The 20,273-nt window shown below is 71.5% G+C and carries 21 protein-coding genes; 9 read left to right on the top strand and 12 right to left on the bottom strand.

Features of this window, described 5'->3' with window-relative positions; all coding sequences use genetic code 11:
* The first annotated feature begins 56 nt into the window (after window positions 1-56).
* Window positions 57-836 carry a hypothetical protein gene (locus tag EAO73_RS21555; protein WP_147973121.1) on the top strand — a complete coding sequence of 260 codons (780 nt, stop codon included), beginning with the start codon at window positions 57-59 and terminating at the stop codon, window positions 834-836.
* A gap of 32 nt (window positions 837-868) precedes the next feature.
* Here the strand turns inward: EAO73_RS21555 and EAO73_RS21550 are convergent, their stop codons facing one another.
* Both EAO73_RS21550 and EAO73_RS21545 read right to left on the bottom strand, forming a co-directional pair.
* Window positions 869-1,513: a response regulator gene (locus EAO73_RS21550; RefSeq protein WP_147973120.1), complete on the bottom strand. Its 645-nt coding sequence runs from the start codon at window positions 1,511-1,513 to the stop codon at window positions 869-871.
* Window positions 1,506-2,651 (bottom strand): GAF domain-containing sensor histidine kinase, encoded by a 1,146-nt coding sequence (locus EAO73_RS21545; protein ID WP_147973119.1) that lies wholly within the window; start codon window positions 2,649-2,651, stop codon window positions 1,506-1,508. The genes EAO73_RS21550 and EAO73_RS21545 overlap by 8 nt, the downstream gene beginning before the upstream one ends.
* A gap of 454 nt (window positions 2,652-3,105) precedes the next feature.
* Between EAO73_RS21545 and EAO73_RS21540 the strand changes: the two genes are divergently transcribed.
* Entirely contained in the window at window positions 3,106-3,846 is a 741-nt protein-coding gene (locus EAO73_RS21540) for a transglycosylase SLT domain-containing protein (protein WP_147973118.1), read from the top strand.
* Between the two features lie 86 nt (window positions 3,847-3,932).
* Here the strand turns inward: EAO73_RS21540 and EAO73_RS21535 are convergent, their stop codons facing one another.
* Window positions 3,933-6,467 carry an FHA domain-containing protein gene (locus EAO73_RS21535; RefSeq protein ID WP_147973117.1) on the bottom strand — a complete coding sequence of 845 codons (2,535 nt, stop codon included), beginning with the start codon at window positions 6,465-6,467 and terminating at the stop codon, window positions 3,933-3,935.
* 228 nt (window positions 6,468-6,695) lie between these two features.
* Between EAO73_RS21535 and serB the strand changes: the two genes are divergently transcribed.
* A complete protein-coding gene (gene serB, locus EAO73_RS21530) occupies window positions 6,696-7,952 on the top strand; it encodes a phosphoserine phosphatase SerB (protein WP_147973116.1) in 1,257 nt (418 codons plus the stop codon).
* 78 nt (window positions 7,953-8,030) lie between these two features.
* Here serB and EAO73_RS21525 read toward each other — a convergent pair whose 3' ends face one another.
* The 4 genes from EAO73_RS21525 to EAO73_RS21515 all read right to left on the bottom strand — a co-directional run bounded on the left by EAO73_RS21525 (window position 8,031) and on the right by EAO73_RS21515 (window position 10,455).
* The gene (locus tag EAO73_RS21525) at window positions 8,031-8,549 is read right to left on the bottom strand and encodes a SixA phosphatase family protein (RefSeq protein ID WP_147973115.1); all 519 of its coding nucleotides are present in this window, start codon (window positions 8,547-8,549) and stop codon (window positions 8,031-8,033) included.
* Between the two features lie 113 nt (window positions 8,550-8,662).
* A complete protein-coding gene (locus tag EAO73_RS21520; protein WP_147973114.1) occupies window positions 8,663-8,869 on the bottom strand; it encodes a hypothetical protein in 207 nt (68 codons plus the stop codon).
* A 147-nt stretch (window positions 8,870-9,016) separates the two neighbouring features.
* Window positions 9,017-9,127, bottom strand: a complete 111-nt coding sequence (locus EAO73_RS37125; RefSeq protein WP_018553371.1) for an SGM_5486 family transporter-associated protein — start codon at window positions 9,125-9,127, stop codon at window positions 9,017-9,019.
* 26 nt (window positions 9,128-9,153) lie between these two features.
* Complete coding sequence (locus EAO73_RS21515) at window positions 9,154-10,455, bottom strand: CynX/NimT family MFS transporter (RefSeq protein WP_147973113.1); 1,302 nt, start codon at window positions 10,453-10,455, stop codon at window positions 9,154-9,156.
* A gap of 117 nt (window positions 10,456-10,572) precedes the next feature.
* Between EAO73_RS21515 and EAO73_RS21510 the strand changes: the two genes are divergently transcribed.
* Complete coding sequence (locus EAO73_RS21510) at window positions 10,573-11,247, top strand: FadR/GntR family transcriptional regulator (protein ID WP_147973112.1); 675 nt, start codon at window positions 10,573-10,575, stop codon at window positions 11,245-11,247.
* Here EAO73_RS21510 and EAO73_RS21505 read toward each other — a convergent pair.
* The 3 genes from EAO73_RS21505 to fabG form a co-directional block, all read right to left on the bottom strand.
* Window positions 11,244-11,621 carry a hypothetical protein gene (locus EAO73_RS21505; RefSeq protein ID WP_147973111.1) on the bottom strand — a complete coding sequence of 126 codons (378 nt, stop codon included), beginning with the start codon at window positions 11,619-11,621 and terminating at the stop codon, window positions 11,244-11,246. The genes EAO73_RS21510 and EAO73_RS21505 overlap by 4 nt on opposite strands.
* A gap of 196 nt (window positions 11,622-11,817) precedes the next feature.
* Window positions 11,818-12,585 (bottom strand): enoyl-ACP reductase FabI, encoded by a 768-nt coding sequence (gene fabI, locus EAO73_RS21500; RefSeq protein ID WP_147973110.1) that lies wholly within the window; start codon window positions 12,583-12,585, stop codon window positions 11,818-11,820.
* A gap of 5 nt (window positions 12,586-12,590) precedes the next feature.
* A complete protein-coding gene (gene fabG, locus EAO73_RS21495; RefSeq protein ID WP_147973109.1) occupies window positions 12,591-13,310 on the bottom strand; it encodes a 3-oxoacyl-[acyl-carrier-protein] reductase in 720 nt (239 codons plus the stop codon).
* Window positions 13,311-13,532: 222 nt separating this feature from the next.
* Between fabG and EAO73_RS21490 the strand changes: the two genes are divergently transcribed.
* From EAO73_RS21490 to tyrS, 3 genes are read left to right on the top strand one after another with little or no spacing between them, the layout of a single operon-like run.
* Window positions 13,533-15,056 carry a TldD/PmbA family protein gene (locus EAO73_RS21490; RefSeq protein ID WP_147973108.1) on the top strand — a complete coding sequence of 508 codons (1,524 nt, stop codon included), beginning with the start codon at window positions 13,533-13,535 and terminating at the stop codon, window positions 15,054-15,056.
* On the top strand, window positions 15,053-16,447 hold the full coding sequence (locus tag EAO73_RS21485) for a metallopeptidase TldD-related protein (protein WP_147973107.1): 1,395 nt from the start codon (window positions 15,053-15,055) through the stop codon (window positions 16,445-16,447). The genes EAO73_RS21490 and EAO73_RS21485 overlap by 4 nt, the downstream gene beginning before the upstream one ends.
* Before the next feature lie 58 nt (window positions 16,448-16,505).
* Window positions 16,506-17,774, top strand: coding sequence for a tyrosine--tRNA ligase (gene tyrS, locus EAO73_RS21480; RefSeq protein ID WP_018518927.1), 1,269 nt, complete (start codon window positions 16,506-16,508; stop codon window positions 17,772-17,774).
* Between the two features lie 75 nt (window positions 17,775-17,849).
* Here tyrS and EAO73_RS21475 read toward each other — a convergent pair whose 3' ends face one another.
* Window positions 17,850-18,125 carry a GlsB/YeaQ/YmgE family stress response membrane protein gene (locus EAO73_RS21475; protein ID WP_018104720.1) on the bottom strand — a complete coding sequence of 92 codons (276 nt, stop codon included), beginning with the start codon at window positions 18,123-18,125 and terminating at the stop codon, window positions 17,850-17,852.
* 197 nt (window positions 18,126-18,322) lie between these two features.
* Between EAO73_RS21475 and EAO73_RS21470 the strand changes: the two genes are divergently transcribed.
* A complete protein-coding gene (locus EAO73_RS21470; protein ID WP_147973106.1) occupies window positions 18,323-18,691 on the top strand; it encodes a DUF3099 domain-containing protein in 369 nt (122 codons plus the stop codon).
* Window positions 18,692-18,896: 205 nt separating this feature from the next.
* Entirely contained in the window at window positions 18,897-19,136 is a 240-nt protein-coding gene (locus tag EAO73_RS21465; RefSeq protein ID WP_147973105.1) for a hypothetical protein, read from the top strand.
* Window positions 19,137-19,155: 19 nt separating this feature from the next.
* Here EAO73_RS21465 and moaA read toward each other — a convergent pair whose 3' ends face one another.
* On the bottom strand, window positions 19,156-20,145 hold the full coding sequence (gene moaA / locus EAO73_RS21460) for a GTP 3',8-cyclase MoaA (protein ID WP_147973104.1): 990 nt from the start codon (window positions 20,143-20,145) through the stop codon (window positions 19,156-19,158).
* Window positions 20,146-20,273 lie beyond the last annotated feature (128 nt).

Raw genomic sequence — 20,273 nt, 5'->3', positions numbered from 1 at the left:
GGGCCCGCCGTCGCGGACCGGGCCGGGTGCGACGGGACACCCCCTAGGCTGTCCGCATGCTTTCGGAACCACGTTCAGGGCTGCTGGCCGCATGGGGGAACGCGTTGCTGGCGGGGCTCGTGTCCCCGGACGACGCCGCGCTCGCCATCGTCGGGGAGGACGCGGTGCACCGCGTGGAGGGGCTGCCCGGTGAGGCCGGCCCCGTCGGGCTCACGTTCGCGCTGGGGCGGCTTCGGTCGCTGGGGGTGAGCGGTTTCCGGGTCGCGCTGCCGGTGCCGGGGCATCCGCTGGGGCTGAGCGGTCCGGCCGATTTCAACGCCCGCGCGCTGGAGGCGGAGGAGGCGGTGGTCACCCACGGCGCGCCGTACGGGCTGGTGCCGGAGGTGCGCGAGGCGGGCCCGGCCGGTGATGTGCACGTGGACGTGGTGTGGCACTGCCTGGCGGTCCGGGAGGCCCCGCCGGCCGACGTGCCGTCCCTGGGTGAGGCGGAACGGGAGCTGGCGGAGGCGCTGCGGGACGCGACGGCGCTGCTGTCCCGGCTCGACGTGGCCGGTTCCGGGCCGGTGGCCGAGGCGGCGGTGGACGCGTACCGGGCGCGGGCGGAGCGGGGGCGCGAGGTGCTGGCCCCGGGCTACCCGCCGAGGGCGGTGCGGGTGCTGGAGCTGGCGCAGCGGGTCGGGCTGCTGGTCTCGGTGGCGTACGAGAACGGGCACGGCGGTGCGGTGAGCGCGTCGGAGATGGCGGCCCGGGGCGAGGCGCTGCGGCCGGTGGAGCGGGTGGCGCGGCGGGCGCAGGTGGCGGCGTACAACGCCTATGTGGAGGAGCGGGCGCGGTAGGAGCACGGGGGCCGGCCCCGTGCTCCCCCGTCTCAGCCGGCCGCTCCGTTGCGGACCGCCCACAGGGCCGCCTGGGTGCGGTCCGAGAGGTCCAGTTTCATGAGGATGTTCGAGACGTGGGTCTTGACCGTCTTCTCGGACAGGACCAGGGCGCGGGCGATCTCCCGGTTGGACCGGCCGTCGGCGATCAGGCCGAGCACTTCCCGTTCGCGTTCGGTCAGGGTGCTCCCCCGGCCGGTGCCGGAGCCCGGCTCGTCCTGGGCGAGGAGCGCTCCGGCGACCTCGGGCTGGAGCAGGACGTGCCCGGCGTGGACGGAGCGGATGGCGCCGGCCAGGGCGTCGGGGTCGACGTCCTTGTACACGTAGCCGGAGGCGCCCGCGCGCAGGGCGGGTACGACCGTGCGCTGCTCGGTGAAGCTGGTGACGATCAGCACCTTGGCCGGGTTCTCCAGCTCGCGGAGCCTGCGCAGCGCCTCGATGCCGTCGGTTCCGGGCATCTTGATGTCCATCAGTACGACGTCGGGCCGCAGCTCCTCGGTCCTGGCCACGCCCTCGGCGCCGTCGGACGCCTCGCCGACGACCTCGATGTCCTCCTGGATCTCCAGGAACGTACGCAGGCCGCGGCGGACGACCTGGTGGTCGTCGACGAGCAGCACCCTGATGATCCTGTCAGCCACCGGGAATCTCCATCTCGATCGTGGTGCCCTTGCCGGGCTCGGACGCAACGGTGAGCCGGCCGCCGACGCCGCTCGCGCGGTCCCGCATCGAGACCAGGCCCAGGTGGCGCCCGGCCCGGCGGGTGGCGGCGGGTTCGAAGCCCCGGCCGTCGTCGCGGACGCGCAGCACCGTGGCACCGTCGCGGCGGGCGAGGGTGACGTCGACGCGGCCGGCGTCCGCGTGGCGCAGGGCGTTGTGCAGGGCCTCCTGGGAGACCCGGAGCAGTGCTTCCTCCTGGGCGGCGGGCAGGGCCCGTACGCCGGAGGATCCGAAGGTGACCCGGGCGCTGTGGGCTCGGTCCAGGACCTGGATCTGGGTGCGCAGGGTGGCGACGAGGCCGTCCTCGTCGAGGCCGGCGGGGCGCAGCTCGACGACGGCGGCCCGCAGCTCGTCGGCGGCCTCGGCGGCGAGGGCGGCGACCTGCTGGAGCTCGCCCTTGGCGCGGGCCGGGTCGCGGTCGACCAGGGTGGCGGCGGCCTGGGCGGTGAGGCGCAGGGAGAAGAGCTTCTGGCTGACCGCGTCGTGCAGCTCGTGGGCGAGGCGGGAGCGCTCCTCGGCGATGGTGAGTTCGCGGCTGCGCTCGTAGAGGCGGGCGTTGGTGAGGGCGATCGCCGCGTGCTGGGCGAGGGTCGAGAGCAGTTCCTCGTCCTCGGCGGTGAATCCGCAGGTGCCCTCGGGCTTGGGGCACCTCTTGTTGGCGAGGAAGAGCGCGCCGATGGTCTCGTCGCCGTCCCGGATGGGCAGGCCGAGGAAGTCGGACATGTCGGGGTGGGCGCTGGGCCACCCCTCGAAGCGCGGGTCCTTGCGGACGTCGCCGAGGCGCTCGGTCCTCCCGCCGTGGAGCATCGCGGCGAGGATGCCGTGCTGCCGGGGCAGCGGGCCGATGGCCTTCCACTGTTCGTCGCTGACGCCGTCGACGACGAACTGGGCGAAGCCGCCGTGGTCGTCGGGGACCCCGAGGGCGGCGTACTCGGCGTCCAGGAGTTCGCGGGCCGAGGCGACGATCGTCTTCAGGACGTCCCGAACCTCCAGGTGGCGGCTCATGGCGAGCAGCGCGGCGCTGACGGCGGCGAGGCCCGAGGGCGGTCGGTGGCTCATGCGCCTCACGGTACCGGCGGGGTCCGCTCGCCCGTATCGGCCCGGGGACGGCCGGGGACCGGGGCGGAGGGACTAGGACCTGGGACCGGGGCGCGGCGGGCAGGGCGCGGCGGGTGGTGCGCACCGGGTGCCCGGAACCCTTCCGGAGCGTTGCAGTCCGCATTGCGCGAGCAACACATGGTGACGCTGTTACCGCCCCGATGTGAGGCCGCGCATAGGGCCCACGTCACTTACGAAGCCACCTAGTGGAGCGAAAAGGGCGATTTGGGTGGTGATGACCTGGGGGCGAACCCGGCAAACCGCCCTCCATTCCACTACCCGGCTTCGTACGTCACACCTTTGCCAGAGCATTTTGCCGCCGCTAAGAATTGAGCTCGTCCCCGACGGAGATGCGTAGTCGCTCCCGTCTTCGTCCTCCGTGAGGACCCCCCGAATTTCGAAGAGGTAAGCCTGTATGTCCGCGTCCCGCATCACCGGTCGTCTCCGAAACCTGAACAAGACCCAGAAGCTCTCCGCCGCCGGCGTCTCCGCCGTCGCCGCCGCTGCCATCTCCTTGTCCCTGGTACCCGGTCACGCCGAGGCCGAGACCGAACCGCAGGCTCTCTCCGCAGCCCCGGTCATCTTCGACTCCGCGAGCTCCAAGCAGGCCCGTGCCATCCAGGACAGCGTCATCGAGCAGCACTCGACCGCCGAGAAGCTGGTCAAGGCCGCCGACGCCGCCAAGGCCAAGAAGGCCGCCGCGGTGAAGGAGAAGGCCGAGGCGAAGGCCAAGAAGGCCAAGCTGAAGAAGGCCAAGGCCAAGGCGCACAGCAAGGCCAAGTCCCACAAGTCCGAGTCGCGCTCCAGCCGCTCCTCCGCCCGTACGCACATGTACGGGAACAACCTGGACGGCTGGATCCGGGAGTCCCTCGACATCATGCACAAGAAGGGCATCCCGGGTACGTACGAGGGCCTGCACCGCAACATCATCCGCGAGTCCAGCGGTAACCCGAACGCGATCAACGACTGGGACATCAACGCCCAGAACGGCGTGCCGTCGATCGGTCTGCTGCAGATCATCAAGCCGACGTTCGACTACTACCACGTGTCCGGCACCCCGCACACGCAGTACGACCCGGTCGCCAACATCACCGCGTCGGCCAACTACGCCGCCGACAAGTACGGCTCGATCGACAACGTCAACAGCGCGTACTGATCCGCTGCGATCCGTACGCCGGTGACAGAACGCCGAAGGGCGGCACCCCGCGCGGGGTGCCGCCCTTCGGCGCGTGTCCGGGCCGGTTACTTGCGCATGACCTCGGGCTCGTGGCGGCGCAGCAGCCGGGCGACCGCGAAGCCGCAGACGACGCCGATGAACAGCAGGATCCCGACGTTGATCCCCCACTGGCTCGCCGTGTGCTCCCAGAGCGGGTCCAGGTCCGTGGGGTTGTTCTGGTCCCACGGCGGCATGAGGTGGGCGAGGTCCAGCGTCGAGCCGGCGCCCGCGATGGCCCAGCGGGAGGGCATCAGCCAGGCGAACTGCTCCAGGCCGGGCGATCCGTACACCTGGAAGAGGATGCCGGTGAAGACGACCTGGACGATCGCGAACATGACCAGCAGCGGCATCGTCTTCTCGGCGGTCTTCACCAGCGAGGAGATGACCAGGCCGAACATCATCGAGGTGAAGCCGAGCGCGATGATCGTCACGCAGAGCTCGACGGCCGGCGGCATGATCAGGCCCTCTTCGGGCAGGTCGCGGGTGGCGAAGCCGATGCCGCAGATGATGACGCCCTGGAGGGCCGTGATCAGGCCGAGGACGATGACCTTGGACATCAGATAGGCGGAGCGGGACAGACCGGTGGCCCGTTCCCGTTCGTAGATGACGCGTTCCTTGATCAGTTCGCGTACGGAGTTGGCCGCGCCGGAGAAGCACATCCCGATGGTGAGGATCAGCATGATCGTTCCGGCGTCGCCGTTGAACTTGTGCGGCGGCTCGGGCGGGGCGAGCCCGTAGTCGGACGGGATGACCACGCTGACGATGCCGAGCACCGCGGGCAGGATCACCATCAGACCCATGAAGCCCTTGTCGGAGCCGATCACCGAGAGGTAGCGGCGCACCAGCGTCCACAGCTGCGTGCCCCAGCCCTGCGGCTTGGGCGGGCGCATCTGCTGCGGCGGCGGCATGTGCACGGACTGCACGGCGGCGGCGTCGATGTCGGCGGCGTACATCTGGTAGTGCTGCGAACCGCGCCAGCGGCCCGACCAGTCGTAGTCGCGGTAGTTCTCGAACGCCGAGAAGACATCGGCCCAGGTGGTGTAGCCGAAGAAGTTGAGCGCCTCGTCCGGCGGGCCGAAGTAGGCCACGGCGCCGCCCGGCGCCATCACCAGCAGCTTGTCGCAGATGGCCAGCTCGGCCACCGAGTGCGTGACGACCAGGACGGTACGGCCGTCGTCGGCCAGTCCGCGCAGCAGCTGCATGACATCGCGGTCCATGCCCGGGTCGAGGCCCGAGGTCGGCTCGTCGAGGAAGATCAGCGACGGCTTGGTGAGCAGCTCCAGCGCCACCGAGACGCGCTTGCGCTGGCCGCCGGAGAGCGAGGTGACCTTCTTGTCCTTGTGGACGTCGAGCTTCAGCTCGGTGAGGACCTCGTGTATCCGGGCCTGGCGCTCGGCCTCGGTGGTGTCCGCGGGGAAGCGGAGCTTGGCCGCGTACTTCAGGGCGCGGGTGACGGTCAGCTCCTTGTGCAGGATGTCGTCCTGCGGGACCAGACCGATGCGCTGGCGCAGCTCGGCGAACTGCTTGTAGAGGTTCCGGTTGTCGTAGAGGACGTCGCCCTGGTTGGCGGGCCGGTAACCGGTGAGCGCCTTGAGCAGGGTGGACTTTCCGGAGCCGGACGGGCCGATGACACCGATGAGCGACTTCTCCGGGACGCCGAAGGAGACGTCCTTGAGGATCTGCTTGCCGCCGTCGACCGTGACCGTGAGGTGGCGGGCCGCGAAGGAGACCTCACCGGTGTCGACGAACTCTTCCAGCCGGTCGCCGACGAGCCGGAAGGTCGAGTGACCGACGCCGACGGTGTCGTTCGGGCCGATGAGCGCCGAGCCGGACTTGGAGAGCGGCTGACCGTTGACGTACGTGCCGTTGTGCGAGCCGAGGTCGCGGATCTCGAAGCGGCCGTCGGGCGTCGCGTGGAACTCGGCGTGGTTCCGGGAGACCTGGAGGTCCGAGACCACCAGGTCGTTCTCCAGCGCACGACCGATCCGCATCACGCGGCCGAGCGCCAGCTGGTGGAACGTGGTCGGGCTGCGGTCCCCGTAGACCGGCGGCGCCCCCGCAGGGCCGCCGATGCCGGGACCGGGCGGTCCCGGGACCCCGCCCTGCTGCGGTACGTGCGGCTGCTGCGGCTGCGCGGGCTGCTGCCAGCCCTGCTGCTGCGGCACGGGCTGCTGGGGGGCCGGCTGCTGCCAGCCCGGTCCGCCGCCCTGCTGCGGCTGCGGCTGCGCGGGGCCCGCGCCCCGGCCGCTGTAGACGTCCGCGGCGCTCAGGTTCAGCCGGGGCCCGTCGGTGGCGTTGCCCAGGTTCACGGCGGAGCCCGCCGCGATCTCCATCTGATGGATCCGCTGCCCGTGCACGTACGTGCCGTTGGTGCTGCCGTGGTCCTCGATGAACCAACTGCGGCCGTTCCAGCTGATCGTGGCGTGCCGCCACGAGACCCTGGCGTCGTCGATCGCCATGTCGCCCTGCGGATCACGTCCGAGGGTGTACGACCTGGACGGATCGAGCGTCCAGGTCCTGCCATTCAATTCCAGTACGAGTTCCGGCACTCCGCGCCCCACTAGTTGTCCCCCGTGTTACCCCCGTCGCAGGGAGTCTAGGGATGCTGAACATCGTGGGGAACTATTCCAGGACCAGTCCCCGATACGAAAGCCGGGCGCCCCAGGGTGACCTCACCGAGACCTGTGCAGCCAGGCGAAATGGGGACGGACCGGTGCGTGCGGGCAGGCTGTCCGGTACTCGGGACGGGCTGCCGACGAGGGCGCGCGGACCGATACGGTGGAGGCACCATGAGCGCATCCCGGCCCCCTGAGCCCGCCCCGTCTCCCGAGCCCGCCGCGTCCCGGCAGGGTCCGGACGTACCGACTCTCCTCGTGAAGATCTTCGGGAAGGACCGCCCCGGGATCACCGCGGGCCTCTTCGACACCCTCGCCGCCTACTCCGTCGACGTCGTCGACATCGAGCAGGTCGTGACGCGGGGCCGTATCGTGCTGTGCGCGCTGGTCACCGCCCCCACCGCGGGCGGGACCACCGAGGGCGACCTGCGGGCCACCGTGCACAGCTGGGCGGACTCGCTGAAGCTCCAGGCCGAGATCATCTCCGGTACGGGCGACAACCGGCCGCGCGGCGACGGGCGTTCCCATGTCACGGTGCTCGGTCACCCGCTGACCGCGGAGTCGACGGCGGCCATAGCGGCCCGGATCACCTCGACCGGCGGGAACATCGACCGCGTCTTCCGGCTGGCGAAGTACCCGGTCACCGCGGTCGAGTTCGCCGTGTCCGGTACGGGGACCGAGGAGCTGCGCTCCGCGCTGGCACCGGAGGCCGCGGGCATCGGGGTGGACGTGGCGGTCGTGTCGGCGGGGCTGAGCCGCCGGGCGCAGCGGCTCGTGGTGATGGACGTCGACTCGACGCTCATCCAGGACGAGGTCATCGAGCTGTTCGCGGCCCACGCCGGCTGTGAGGCCGAGGTCGCCGAGGTGACCGAGCGGGCGATGCGCGGCGAGCTGGACTTCGAGCAGTCGCTGCACGCCCGGGTGGCGCTGCTGGCGGGGCTCGACGTGTCGGTGGTGGACAAGGTCCGCTCCGAGGTACGGCTGACGCCCGGGGCCCGGACGCTGATCCGTACGCTGAAGCGGCTCGGCTACCAAGTGGGCGTGGTCTCGGGCGGGTTCACCCAGGTGACCGACGATCTGAAGGAGCGCCTCGGCCTCGACTTCGCCTCCGCCAACACGCTGGAGGTCGTCGACGGGAAGCTCACGGGCCGGGTGACCGGGGACATCGTCGACCGGGCGGGCAAGGCCCGGCTGCTGCGGAGCTTCGCCGCCGAGGCGGGGGTGCCGCTGGCGCAGACGGTGGCGATCGGCGACGGGGCCAATGACCTGGACATGCTGAACACGGCGGGGCTCGGGGTCGCCTTCAACGCCAAGCCGGTGGTCCGCGAGGCCGCGCACACGGCGGTGAACGTGCCCTTCCTGGACACCGTGCTGTATCTGCTGGGCATCACCCGCGAGGAGGTCGAGGCGGCCGACGGCCTCGTCGAGTAAGTCCCGCCGTCCTCATGGCCAGGGCCCCGGCGCGCACCGCGTGGTGCGCGCCGGGGCCCTGGCCGTACGGGCGGCGGGTCAGTCGTTGGGGGTCCAGTACTCGGCGAGCCGGCCGACGCCGTGCTCGACGGTCTTCCAGGATCCGGAGAACTCGACGACGGCGAAGGCGGCGGTCGGGAAGCCGCCGCGCGCCATCCGGGCGAGTGCGTCGCCCTCGCCGCTGCCGGAGAGGGCGTCGGCGAGCGCGTGCATCCCGGGGTTGTGGCCGATGACCAGCAGGTTGGTGACGTCGTCCGGGGTTTCGTCGACCAGGGCGATCAGCTCGCCGAGCGAGGCGTCGTAGAGCCGCTCCTCGTACACGGTCCTCGGGCGCTGCGGCATCTCGTGCACGGCCAGCTTCCACGTCTCCCGCGTTCTGACGGCGGTCGAGCAGAGGGCCAGGTCGAAGACGGTCCCGGAATCGGCGAGCTTGCGGCCCACCATGGGGGCCTCCATACGGCCGCGCTCGGCCAGCGGCCGCTCGTGGTCGGACTCCTGCGACCATTCCGCCTTGGCATGCCTGAGAAGGACGATCCTGCGAGGTGTGTCGGCGCTCATACACCTCAGCTTCGCATGAAACGCGCCAGCTGGCGCAGGGTGTTGGAGCCTTCGCCCGTACCGGCCGCCGCGGACCCGGCCATGATCGGCGGGGCACCCCCCGGACGCCGGACTCAGCGGGTCAGCAGCTCCACGAGATGCCGCAGCAGCTGGCCGGTCGACGATTCGCCGGTGGCGGCGTGCGCCTGGCCCGGTCCGGCGATGAGCAGCAGCAGCGCGGCGAAGGCGACGGCGGGCAGCGCGATGGCCCACCACGGCAGCCGGACGTCGACACCGCTCGGCTCCGGGTGGGTGGGCCGGGTGTGCGTGAGGGCCGGCATGTCCGCCTCCGTGGTCCGTGGATTCCGATACCCAAGAACCTACGGAGGCGGAGACGCCGGTCCCATCCGGTGACCCACCCACTTCACCCTGACCCTGGCCCCCTAGGGGATGGGGGTGCTAGCACCACCCTCGCCGGGGCCGGGGTGTCACGGGGAGGCGATGGAGGCGATGACGCCGACGACGACCGTGATCAGCAGCATGGCCCCGAAGACGAGGAGCAGCTTCTTCTGACCGTTCTGGGGATTCGGATCGAGCACAGGTGACATGGCCCCAGTCTCGCATCTCAGGATTCGTCCTCGATCGTCCGGTCCCGGCCGGCCAGGACGCCCATGACCATCTGCGGGACCATGAGGGCGGCCATCAGCGCGATGGGCAGCCCCCAGCCGCCGCTGTGCTGGTAGAGCACGCCGACCAGGAGCGGTCCCGGGATCGAGATCAGGTAGCCGGTGGACTGGGCGAAGGCGGACAGCCGGACCACTCCGGCGCCGCTGCGGGCCCGCATGCCGATCATGGTGAGGGCGAGCGGGAAGGCGCAGTTCGAGATGCCCAGCAGCAGCGCCCAGGCCCAGGCGCCGCCGGACGGCGCCAGGTAGAGACCCGCGTAGCCGGTGAGGCCGCAGGCGCCGAGGAAGACGACGATCGGGCCCTGGGTCCGCATCCGGGCCGCGACGCGCGGGATCACGAAGGCGAGCGGGACGCCCATGGCCATGGTGAGGGCGAGCAGCACGCCCGCCGTGCCGGCCGAGACCCCGGCGTCCCGGAAGATCTGGGGCATCCAGCCCATCGTGATGTAGGCGGCGGTGGCCTGGAGGCCGAAGAAGCAGGCGAGCGCCCAGGCGGTCCTGCTGCGGGTGATCCGGAGCTCCGGGGCCTGGGGCCGCGCGGTGGCGGTCCGGGGGCCGGACGACGGTTCACGGGCGACGGACCGGTCCCGTACGAGCGGGATCCAGGGCAGGATCGCGGCGGCGGCCAGCACGGCCCAGATGCCGAGGCCGGCCTTCCAGCTGCCGCCCATCGCGTCGGTCATGGGCACGGTCACGGCGGCGGCGAGCGAGGTGCCGAGGGCCAGGGCCATGGAGTAGAGCCCGGTCATGGAGCCGACGCGGTCGGGGAACCAGCGCTTGACGATCACCGGCATCAGGACGTTGCTGACGGCGATGCCCATGAGGGCCAGGGCGCTGGCGGCGAGGAAGCCCGCGGTGCCGCCGACCAGGGGCCGGATCACCAGGCCCGCGGTGATGGCGACCATGCCCGCGCAGACGACCGCGCCGGGTCCGAAGCGGCGGGCGAGGCGCGGGGCCATGACGCCGAAGACGGCGAAGCAGAGCGGCGGCACGGAGGTGAGGACCCCGGCGACGCTGCCGCTCATGTGCAGCCCGTCGCGCACCTCTTCGAGGAGGGCGCCGAGGCTGGTGATGGCCGGGCGGAGGTTGAGCGCGGTGAGGACGAGCCCGATCGCCACCAGGCGCGGGGCCCACGACGCGGGGCCGGTCCGCGGGGCGGGGGCGCCGGTGCGGGAAGCCGCCGTGGTGCCGGGGCTCAGGGTCCCGGTGGCGGTCTGGGGAGTGGATTCGTCGTCACGCATGGGCCCATCATAGAATCATGGGATGATTGATTGTCCACTCCGTCCGTCCGCCGGACCCTGAGAAGATCCGGACCCTGAGAAGATCCGGCCCATGAGAAGTTGCGACCGAGGAGCACCATGGCGCTGACGTCCACGCGGCGTTCGGCACTCGCCGACCAGGTGATTGCCCAGCTGCGGAACCAGATCACCACGGGTGAGTGGCCGGTGGGCTCCCGCATCCCCACCGAACCCGAGCTGGTCGAGCAGCTGGGGGTGGCCCGTAACACCGTCCGCGAGGCGGTCCGCGCGCTCGCGCACAACGGGCTGCTCGACATCCGGCAGGGCTCGGGCACCTATGTGGTGGCCACGAGCGAGCTGGCCGGGGTGATGCACCGCCGGTTCGCCTCGGCGGACCCGCGCCACATCGCGGAGCTGCGCTCGACCCTGGAGTCGTCGGCCGCGCGACTGGCGGCCGTACGGCGGACCGAACGGGACCTGAAGCAGCTGGACGCGCTGATGAAGCGCCGGGAGGAGACCTGGGCGGCGGGGGACGCGGAGGCGTTCGTGGCCGCCGACGCGACGCTGCACCTGGCGGTGGTCGCCGCCTCCCACAACGACGTGCTGACGGGGCTCTACGCGGACCTGGGCGACCTGCTGCGGGACTACCTGCGGGGCGACGTGGGCCAGGAACTGCGGCCGGAGAACCACATGGACCACAGCAGGCTGGTCGAGGCGATCCGCGCGGGCGACGCGGAGACGGCGGCGGCGGAGGCCGCGAGCCACGCGCTGACCTGCCTGGCGGACCGGGTCTAGCTTCCCGTACCCGTGCCGTGGGTGACCCAGGCCGAGGCGACTTCCTTCCAGCAGCGGTCGGTCAGGCGCACCGTACGCCCCGGCCCGACCGTGACCGGCCTGCCGTCCGCGTCGACGTCCCACCAGCGGGCGCACTCGGTGTGCAGCTGGACGCGGTCGGCCGTGGGGTACGGGTTGTGGCAGTGCGCGACGACCCGGGAGCCCTGGACGGACGTACGGCACTCGGCGCCGGAGGGTTCCGGGCTGGGCGCCGGGGGCGCGGCGCCGGTGGCCCCGACGTGCCCGGCCGCGTACAGGCCGGCCGGGACGAGCAGGCCGGCGACAACCGCGCAGGAGGCCAGCAGGGAGCGGGTCCGGCGATGTGTGCGACGCACAGCGATCTCCTCCCCTGGGGCCTGCGGACGAACGGCCGACCGGGACCAGAAGTCCGGTTCCTCCTCATTCTGCGGTGGATCGTCCGGCTTTTCGACCTGAGCGCGGCAAGGGCGTACGCAGGGGAGAAACGCCCGCGCACCGCCTCCGGAGGACTCCGGGGACGGTGCGCGGGCGGAACGTACGGGCCTGAGAGGGTCAGGCGCCCATCATGTGCACGCCGCTGTCGACGTGGATGATCTCGCCGGTGGTCCTCGGGAAGAAGTCCGAGAGCAGCGCGACGATGCCGCGGCCGGCCGGCTCCGGGTCCTTCATGTCCCAGGCGAGCGGCGCGCGGGTGTTCCACACGTCGGCGAGCCCGTCGAAGCCCGGGATGGACTTGGCGGCCATGGAGCCGAGCGGTCCGGCCGAGATCAGGTTGCAGCGGATGCCGTCCGGGCCCAGGTCACGGGCGAGGTAGCGGGAGGTGGCCTCCAGGGCGGCCTTGGCCGGGCCCATCCAGTCGTACTGCGGCCACGCGAACTGCGCGTCGAAGGTGAGACCGACGATCGAGCCGCCCTCGCTCATCAGCGGCTTGCACGCCATGGCGAGCGACTTCAGCGAGAACGCCGAGACGTGCATCGCCGTGGAGACCGACTCGAACGGGGTGTTGAGGAAATTGCCGCCGAGCGCGTCCTGCGGCGCGAAGCCGATGGAGTGCACGACGCCGTCCAGCGAACCCAGCTCGTCGCGCACCAGGCCGGCGAGACGGTCCAGGTGCTCCTGGTTGGTCACGTCCAGCTCGATGACCTTGGCGGGCTTGGGGAGCTTCCTGGCGATGCGCTCGGTCAGCGTGGGCCGCGGGAACGCGGTCAGGATGACCTCCGCGCCCTGCTCCTGGGCGACCTTGGCGGCGTGGAACGCGATGGAGGACTCCATCAGCACCCCGGTGATCAGGATGCGCTTGCCGTCGAGAATTCCGCTCATGGTGATCAGTGACCCATGCCCAATCCGCCGTCAACGGGGATGACGGCTCCAGTGATGTACGACGCGTCGTCGGAGGCGAGGAAGCGCACCGCGGCGGCGATCTCCTCGGGCTGCGCGTAACGCGCGAGCGGCACCTGGGCCACGATGCCCTTGCGCTGCTCCTCGGTGAGCACCTGCGTCATGTCGGTGTCGACGAAGCCGGGCGCGACGACGTTGAAGGTGATGTTCCGCGAACCGAGCTCGCGCGCCAGGGACCTGGCGAAACCGACCAGACCGGCCTTGGAGGCCGCGTAGTTGGCCTGGCCCGCCGAGCCGAGGAGGCCGACGACGGAGGAGATGAGGACCACGCGGCCCTTCTTGGCGCGCAGCATGCCGCGGTTGGCGCGCTTGACGACCCGGAAGGTGCCGGTGAGGTTGGTGTCGATTACGGACGTGAAGTCCTCCTCGGACATGCGCATCAGCAACTGGTCCTTGGTGATACCGGCGTTGGCGACCAGCACCTCCACATTGCCGTGCTTCTCCTCGATCTCCTTGTAGGCCTGCTCCACCTGCTCGGGATCCGTGATGTCGCAACGGACCGCGAGGACACCGGTCTCGGTGAGCACGGCGGGCGGCTCGCCGGAACGGTAGGTGATCGCGACCTTGTCGCCGTTGTCGGCGAAAGCGCGGGCGATGGCGAGGCCGATGCCCCGGTTTCCTCCGGTGACGAGAACCGAGCGGCTCAACGGATCACCCTTTCGATAGCGGTCTGGTACCTCGGAAACCTATCGGTACCGCCCGCGCGGCGAGGAATCGGCCCCTGACAGGGCCTTCGGCCGGGCACTGTCGGGTTCCTACAGTCGGCCGCACGGTCCGCCCCGGGGAATTCGGCCGCGACGGGGCGGGGGCCGTGCTTCACTGCCTCGTACACGATCCGTGGGTATGTGACCGCGAAGGAGAGGCCGCCCGTGCCCCATGAGGTAGATCAGTCGTTCCTGGCGCTTCCGCTACGGGCTCTCGCCGACGCGGCGCTCGCCCGAGCGCGGGCGCTCGGCGCGGCGCACGCCGACTTCCGCTTCGAGCGGGTGCGCAGCGCGACCTGGCGGCTGCGGGACGCCCGGCCCGCCGGGGGCTCCGACACCACCGACCTCGGGTACGCGGTCCGGGTCGTGCACGGCGGGGCCTGGGGGTTCGCCTCGGGCGTCGACCTGACGATGGACGCGGCGGCGCGGGTCGCCTCGCAGGCCGTCGCCATGGCGAAGCTGTCGGCGAAGGTGATCGCGGCGGCGGGCTCCGACGAGAGGGTGGAGCTGGCGGACGAGCCCTCGCACGGGGAGCGCACCTGGGTCTCGGCGTACGAGGTCGACCCCTTCGACGTACCCGCCGAGGAGAAGGCGGGCCTGCTCGCCGAGTGGAGCGCGCGGCTGCTGGCGGCCGACGGCGTGGCGCATGTGGACGCCTCGCTGATGACCGTGCACGAGAACAAGTTCTACGCGGACACGGCGGGCACGGTCACCACGCAGCAGCGGGTCCGGCTGCACCCGCAGTTCACCGCGGTGGCCGTGGACGCGTCGACCGGTGAGTTCGACTCGATGCGCACCATCGCGCCGCCGGTGGGGCGCGGCTGGGAGTACCTGACCGGGACCGGCTGGGACTGGGACGCGGAGCTGGAGCGCATCCCGGGGCTGCTGGCCGAGAAGATGCGGGCGCCGAGCGTGGAGGCGGGGACGTACGACCTGGTCGTCGACCCGTCCAACCTCTGGCTGACCATCCACGAGTCCATCGGCCACGCCACGGAGCTGGACCGGGCGCTCGGCTACGAGGCGGCCTACGCCGGGACCTCGTTCGCCACGTTCGACCAGCTGGGGAAGCTGGCGTACGGCTCGCCCGTGATGAACGTGACCGGCGACCGCACCGCCGAGCACGGGCTCGCGACGATCGGCTACGACGACGAGGGCGTCGAGGCGCAGTCCTGGGACCTGGTGAAGGACGGGACGCTGGTGGGCTACCAGACGGACCGCCGGATCGCGAAGCTGACGGGCCTGGGCCGGTCCAACGGGTGCGCGTACGCGGACTCCCCCGGCCATGTCCCCGTCCAGCGCATGGCGAACGTGTCGCTGCAGCCGGACCCGGGCGGGCTCTCCACGGAGGACCTGATCGGCGGGGTCGAGCGCGGGATCTACGTGGTCGGCGACCGGTCCTGGTCGATCGACATGCAGCGCTACAACTTCCAGTTCACCGGGCAGCGGTTCTTCCGCATCGAGAACGGGAAGCTGGCCGGGCAGCTGCGCGATGTCGCGTACCAGGCGACGACGACGGACTTCTGGGGCTCGATGGAGAAGGTCGGCGGCCCGCAGACGTACGTGCTGGGCGGCGCCTTCAACTGCGGCAAGGCCCAGCCGGGCCAGGTCGCGGCCGTCTCCCACGGCTGCCCCTCCGCCCTCTTCCGAGGCGTGAACATCCTCAACACGACGCAGGAGGCCGGGCGATGAGCCGCGTCAGCAAGCCGTACGAGATCGTCGAGCGCGCGCTCGAACTGTCCACCGCCGACGGCTGTGTGGTCATCGCGGACGAGGAGTCCTCGGCCAATCTGCGCTGGGCCGGCAACGCGCTCACCACCAACGGTGTGACCCGGGGCCGGACCCTGACCGTCGTCGCCACGGTCGACGGCGCCGAGGGCACCGCCTCCGGTGTGGTCTCCCGCGCCGCCGTCACCGCGGACGACCTGGAGCCGCTGGTCCGGGCCGCCGAGGCCGCCGCGCGCTCCGCCGGACCGGCCGAGGACGCGCAGCCGCTGGTCACCGGGGTGCCCGCGTCGCCCGACTTCACGGACGCGCCGGCCGAGACGGACTCGGACGTGTTCGCCGCGTTCGCCCCGGCGCTCGGGGACGCCTTCGCGCGGGCCCGTTCCGGCGGGCGCGAGCTGTACGGCTTCGCCCACCACCAGATGACCTCCACCTACCTGGGCACGTCCACGGGGCTGCGGCTGCGCCACGACCAGCCGAACGGCACGCTGGAGCTGAACGCCAAGTCGCCCGACCGCACCCGTTCCGCGTGGGCGGGCCGCTCCACACGGGACTTCAAGGACGTCGACCCGGCGGAGATGGACGCGGAGCTCGCGCGGCGGCTCGGCTGGGCGGAGCGCCGTATCGACCTGCCCGCCGGGCGGTACGAGACGCTGCTGCCGCCGACCGCGGTCGCGGACCTGCTGATCTACCAGCTCTGGTCGTCCACGGCGCGGGACGCGACGGAGGGCCGCACGGTGTTCTCCAAGCCGGGCGGCGGTACCCGGCTCGGCGAGACGCTGTCCCCGCTGCCGCTCACCCTGCGCAGCGACCCGCACGCGCCGGGCCTGGAGTCGGCCCCCTTCGTCATCGCCCACTCCTCCGGCGACGGCGGCTCGGTCTTCGACAACGGACTGCCGCTGGCCCGGACCGACTGGGTCGCCGACGGCCGCCTGGAGCGGCTGACGACGACCCGGCACACCGCGGGCCTGACCGGGCTGCCCGTCGCCCCGGCGGTCGACAACCTGATCCTGGAGGGCGGCGGCGAACGGTCACTGGAGGAGATGGTGGCCGCCACGACCGGCCGGGCGCTGCTGCTGACCTGCCTCTGGTACATCCGCGAGGTGGACCCGGCCACGCTGCTGCTGACCGGGCTGACCCGGGACGGCGTCTATCTGGTGGAGGACGGCGAGGTGGTGGGCGAGGTGAACAACTTCCGGTTCAACGAGTCCCCGGTCGACCTGCTGTCCCGGGCCACCGAGGCGGGCCGCACCGAGAAGACCCTGCCGCGCGAGTGGGGCGACTGGTTCACCCGGGCCGCGATGCCCGCGCTGCGCATCCCGGACTTCAACATGAGCTCGGTCAGCCGGGGCGTGTGACCGGCCTAGACTGACTGACACCATTGATTCAACCGGTCTCGTAAGGAGCACAGGAACCGTGACGGACATCGTCGACGAGCTGAAGTGGCGCGGGCTGTTCGCCCAGTCCACCGATGAAGACGCATTGCGCAAGGCTCTCGCGGACGGTCCCGTCACGTTCTATTGCGGTTACGACCCCACCGCGGCGAGTCTGCACGTCGGCCATCTGGTGCAGGTGCTCACCATGCGCCGGCTCCAGCAGGCCGGTCTGCGTCCGCTCGCCCTGGTGGGCGGGGCCACCGGTCAGATCGGTGACCCCCGGCCGACCGCCGAGCGCACGCTGAACGACCCGGAGACGGTCGCCCAGTGGGTGACCCGGCTGCGTTCGCAGATCGAGCCGTTCCTGTCCTTCGAGGGCGAGAACGCCGCGGTCATGGTGAACAACCTGGACTGGACCGCGGGCCTGTCCGCGATCGAGTTCCTGCGGGACATCGGCAAGCACTTCCGGGTCAACAAGATGCTGACCAAGGAGTCCATCGCCCGCCGGCTGGAGTCCGACGAGGGCATCAGCTACACCGAGTTCAGCTACCAGCTGCTCCAGAGCATGGACTTCCTGGAGCTGTACCGCCGCTACGGCTGCACCCTGCAGCAGGGCGGCAGCGACCAGTGGGGCAACCTCACCGCCGGTCTCGACCTGATCCACCGCCTGGAGCCGGGCGCCGAGGTGCACGCGCTGGCGACCCCGCTGATGACGAAGGCGGACGGCACCAAGTTCGGCAAGTCGGAGAGCGGGGCCGTCTGGCTCGACGCGGAGATGACCACGCCGTACGCGTTCTACCAGTTCTGGCTGAACGCGGACGACCGGGACATCTCGCGCTACATGCGCATCCTCAGCTTCCGGACCCCGGCCGAGCTGGAGGAGCTGGAGAAGGTCACCGAGGAGCGCCCGCAGGCGCGGACGGCGCAGCGCGCGCTGGCCGAGGAGCTGACGACGCTGGTGCACGGGGCGGACCAGTGCGCCGCCGTCGTCGCCGCGTCGAAGGCCCTGTTCGGCCAGGGCGAGCTGGGTGAGCTGGACGAGGCGACGCTGAGCGCCGCCCTGTCCGAGGTGCCGCACGCCCGGGTCACCGAGCTGGGTCCGCTGGTGGACCTGCTGGTGGAGGCCGGCCTGGCCCCGAGCAAGTCGGGGGCGCGGCGCACGGTCAAGGAGGGCGGCGCGTACGTGAACAACGTCAAGGCCGTCGACGGCGAGGCGGCGCCGGGCCGCGAGGAGCTGCTGCACGGGCGCTGGCTGGTGCTGCGCCGGGGCAAGAAGAACCTGGCGGCGATCGAGGTCACGGCCGGCTGAGCCGTACCACTGCCGCACGACAGCGGCCGGGCGCGCGTGATGCGTGCCCGGCCGCTGTCGTCGGTTCCGGCGGATTCAGGTGCGCTGTCTGTTGCCCCGCAGCGAGGCGTACAGCATGTCGCCGACACCGACGATCACCACCGCGCCGATGAGCTGGAGGACGTGGCGCGTCCAGTCGATGCCCTTGGTGTCGTTGACGCCGATCCACGTGGCGACAGCATTTCCGAGGATGCTGCCGATCATGCCGCAGATGACCGTCAGCCAGAGCGGGATCTGCTGCTTCCCCGGCAGGATCGCCTTGGCGATCAGACCGAGCACCAGGCCCACGATGATTGCCCACAACCAGCCCATGCTGCCTCCTTGAGCGACGCGGTGTCGCGCGTGTCCCGCCCAGTCTCGGGGCCGGGGCGGGACCCCGCACGCCGGAGGGGCCCGTGCGGGCGAGTGGCGGAATGTGCGCATACGGCGTGCCCCGGTCTCGTACGCGCCGGATGCCGGGCGTAGCGTAGGAGCGGCCGGTCCGGGTCCGGGGAAGGTTTGGTGGGGACGTGGTGCGCAAACAGGGTGGTGCGGAGGTCTTCCGGATCACGGGGGCCCGTCAGGGGCTCGCCGACGACGTGCGGGGCAGACAGCGCCGCTACGTGATCTCGATGACCGTGCGCACGGTGTCGGTGGTGGCGGCGGCGGTCCTGTGGAACGTGGAGCGGCACATCGCGTTCGTGGCGCTCGCTCTCGGAGTCCTGCTGCCGTACGTGGCCGTCGTCATCGCCAACGCGGGCCGCGAGACCAGCCCGGCGCTGCCGTCGACCTTCGTGCTGCCCGCACCCGCCCGTCCGGTGCTGGAGGCCGGTCCGGCGCCGTCCTCACCGCAGTCCGGACGCGGTTTCCGGTCTTCGGATGGGCCCGAGCACGACTGAGCCCCGGACGGGCCCAAGCTCAAGAAAAGCTCAGATCAATCATGAAGTTCCGGTGCACCGCGGCAGGGTGTGCGTGACATACTTTGCAGGCGCTCCGCATCCCCCGTCGGAGCGACGGACCGACGCCGGGCAGCTCCCCCCGTGGCTGCCCGGCGTCGCCATTCCTCCGGCAGGGGATGCGCGCGGACCCTCTAGGGTTGAGTACGTGAACTCCCCCGAATCCGCCGAGAATCCCGCCCCCGTCTGTTCGGCCAAGGGCTGCCGGGCCGACGCCGTATGGGTGCTGGCCTGGAACAATCCGAAGCTGCACACGCCGGAGCGGCGCAAGACGTGGCTGGCCTGCGAGGAGCACCGGGAGCACCTGTCCTCGTTCCTCGGGGTGCGGGGCTTCCTCAAGGACGTGGTGACGCTGGCGGAGTGGGAGTCGCGCCCCGCGTCCGCCTAGACGGGCGGAGCGGGCGGGATCAGCCGCCGATCGCGGACATCGGGCGGTCGGGCTGGAGGAAGGTCGGGTCGTCAAGGCCGGAACCGGCCTTCTTGCCCCACATGGCGAGCTTCCAGATCCGGGCGATCTCCTCGTCGGGCGCGTCCGAGCGCAGCGCGCCGCGCAGGTCGGTCTCCTCGCGGGCGAAGAGGCAGGTGCGGACCTGTCCGTCGGCGGTGAGGCGGGTGCGGTCGCAGGCCCGGCAGAACGGGCGGGTGACGGAGGCGATGACGCCGACCCGGTGCGGGCCGCCGTCGACGGTCCAGCGCTCGGCGGGGGCGGAGCCGCGCTCGTCGTCGTCCTCGGGAGTGAGGTCGAAGCGGGTGCGCAGGGAGGCGAGGATGTCGCCCGCGGTGATCATGCCGTCGCGCTTCCAGCCGTGCTGGGCGTCCAGCGGCATCTGCTCGATGAAGCGGAGCTCGTAGCCGTGCTCGACGGCCCAGGCGAGCAGGTCGGGGGCCTCGTCGTCGTTGAGCCCCGGCATCAGGACGGTGTTGACCTTGACCGGGGTGAGTCCGGCCTCGTGGGCGGCCGCCAGGCCCGCCAGCACGTCGTGGTGGCGGTCGCGGCGGGTGAGGGTCTTGAACACCTCGGGCCGCAGGGTGTCGAGCGAGACGTTGACCCGGTCGAGCCCCGCGTCCTTGAGCGCGGCGGCGGTCCGCTTCAGCCCGATGCCGTTGGTGGTGAGGGACATCCTGGGGCGGGGGTCGAGGGCCGCGCACTGCTGGACGATGGAGACGAGTCCGGGGCGCAGCAGCGGTTCGCCGCCGGTGAAGCGGACCTCGGTGACGCCGAGCAGGGTGACGGCGACGCGGACGAGCCGGACGATCTCGTCGTCGCTGAGCAGGTCGGGCTTGGCGAGCCACTGCAGGCCCTCCTCGGGCATGCAGTACGTACACCGCAGGTTGCAGCGGTCGGTGAGCGAGACGCGCAGGTCGGTGGCGACCCGGTCGTAGGTGTCGATGAGCATGGTGGGCCCCCTCCCCCGGTGACTTCCCGGTCGCGGTAGCTGACTCTTTCGAGCCTACGCGAGACCGGTGGCGGCGGAGGGGCCCGTTTGGCACGAGGTGCGGCGGGGCCGCGTCGTAGGACCCTACG

This window comes from Streptomyces sp. col6, assembly GCF_008042035.1.
In the GTDB taxonomy this organism is placed as follows: Bacteria; Actinomycetota; Actinomycetes; order Streptomycetales; family Streptomycetaceae; genus Streptomyces.
The sequence above is the reverse complement of the archived record's forward strand: the minus strand, read 5'-3'. Positions and strand labels throughout refer to the sequence as shown.

What these genes read in the sequence shown, in the direction of transcription:
- EAO73_RS21555 (WP_147973121.1), top strand. Translation starts at nt 57, where the DNA reads ATGCTTTCGGAACCACGTTCAGGGCTGCTGGCCGCATGGGGGAACGCG.
- EAO73_RS21545 (WP_147973119.1), bottom strand. Translation starts at nt 2,651, where the DNA reads ATGAGCCACCGACCGCCCTCGGGCCTCGCCGCCGTCAGCGCCGCGCTG.
- EAO73_RS21540 (WP_147973118.1), top strand. Translation starts at nt 3,106, where the DNA reads ATGTCCGCGTCCCGCATCACCGGTCGTCTCCGAAACCTGAACAAGACC.
- serB (WP_147973116.1), top strand. Translation starts at nt 6,696, where the DNA reads ATGAGCGCATCCCGGCCCCCTGAGCCCGCCCCGTCTCCCGAGCCCGCC.
- EAO73_RS21525 (WP_147973115.1), bottom strand. Translation starts at nt 8,549, where the DNA reads ATGAGCGCCGACACACCTCGCAGGATCGTCCTTCTCAGGCATGCCAAG.
- EAO73_RS21520 (WP_147973114.1), bottom strand. Translation starts at nt 8,869, where the DNA reads ATGCCGGCCCTCACGCACACCCGGCCCACCCACCCGGAGCCGAGCGGT.
- EAO73_RS21515 (WP_147973113.1), bottom strand. Translation starts at nt 10,455, where the DNA reads ATGCGTGACGACGAATCCACTCCCCAGACCGCCACCGGGACCCTGAGC.
- EAO73_RS21510 (WP_147973112.1), top strand. Translation starts at nt 10,573, where the DNA reads ATGGCGCTGACGTCCACGCGGCGTTCGGCACTCGCCGACCAGGTGATT.
- fabI (WP_147973110.1), bottom strand. Translation starts at nt 12,585, where the DNA reads ATGAGCGGAATTCTCGACGGCAAGCGCATCCTGATCACCGGGGTGCTG.
- EAO73_RS21485 (WP_147973107.1), top strand. Translation starts at nt 15,053, where the DNA reads ATGAGCCGCGTCAGCAAGCCGTACGAGATCGTCGAGCGCGCGCTCGAA.
- EAO73_RS21475 (WP_018104720.1), bottom strand. Translation starts at nt 18,125, where the DNA reads ATGGGCTGGTTGTGGGCAATCATCGTGGGCCTGGTGCTCGGTCTGATC.
- moaA (WP_147973104.1), bottom strand. Translation starts at nt 20,145, where the DNA reads ATGCTCATCGACACCTACGACCGGGTCGCCACCGACCTGCGCGTCTCG.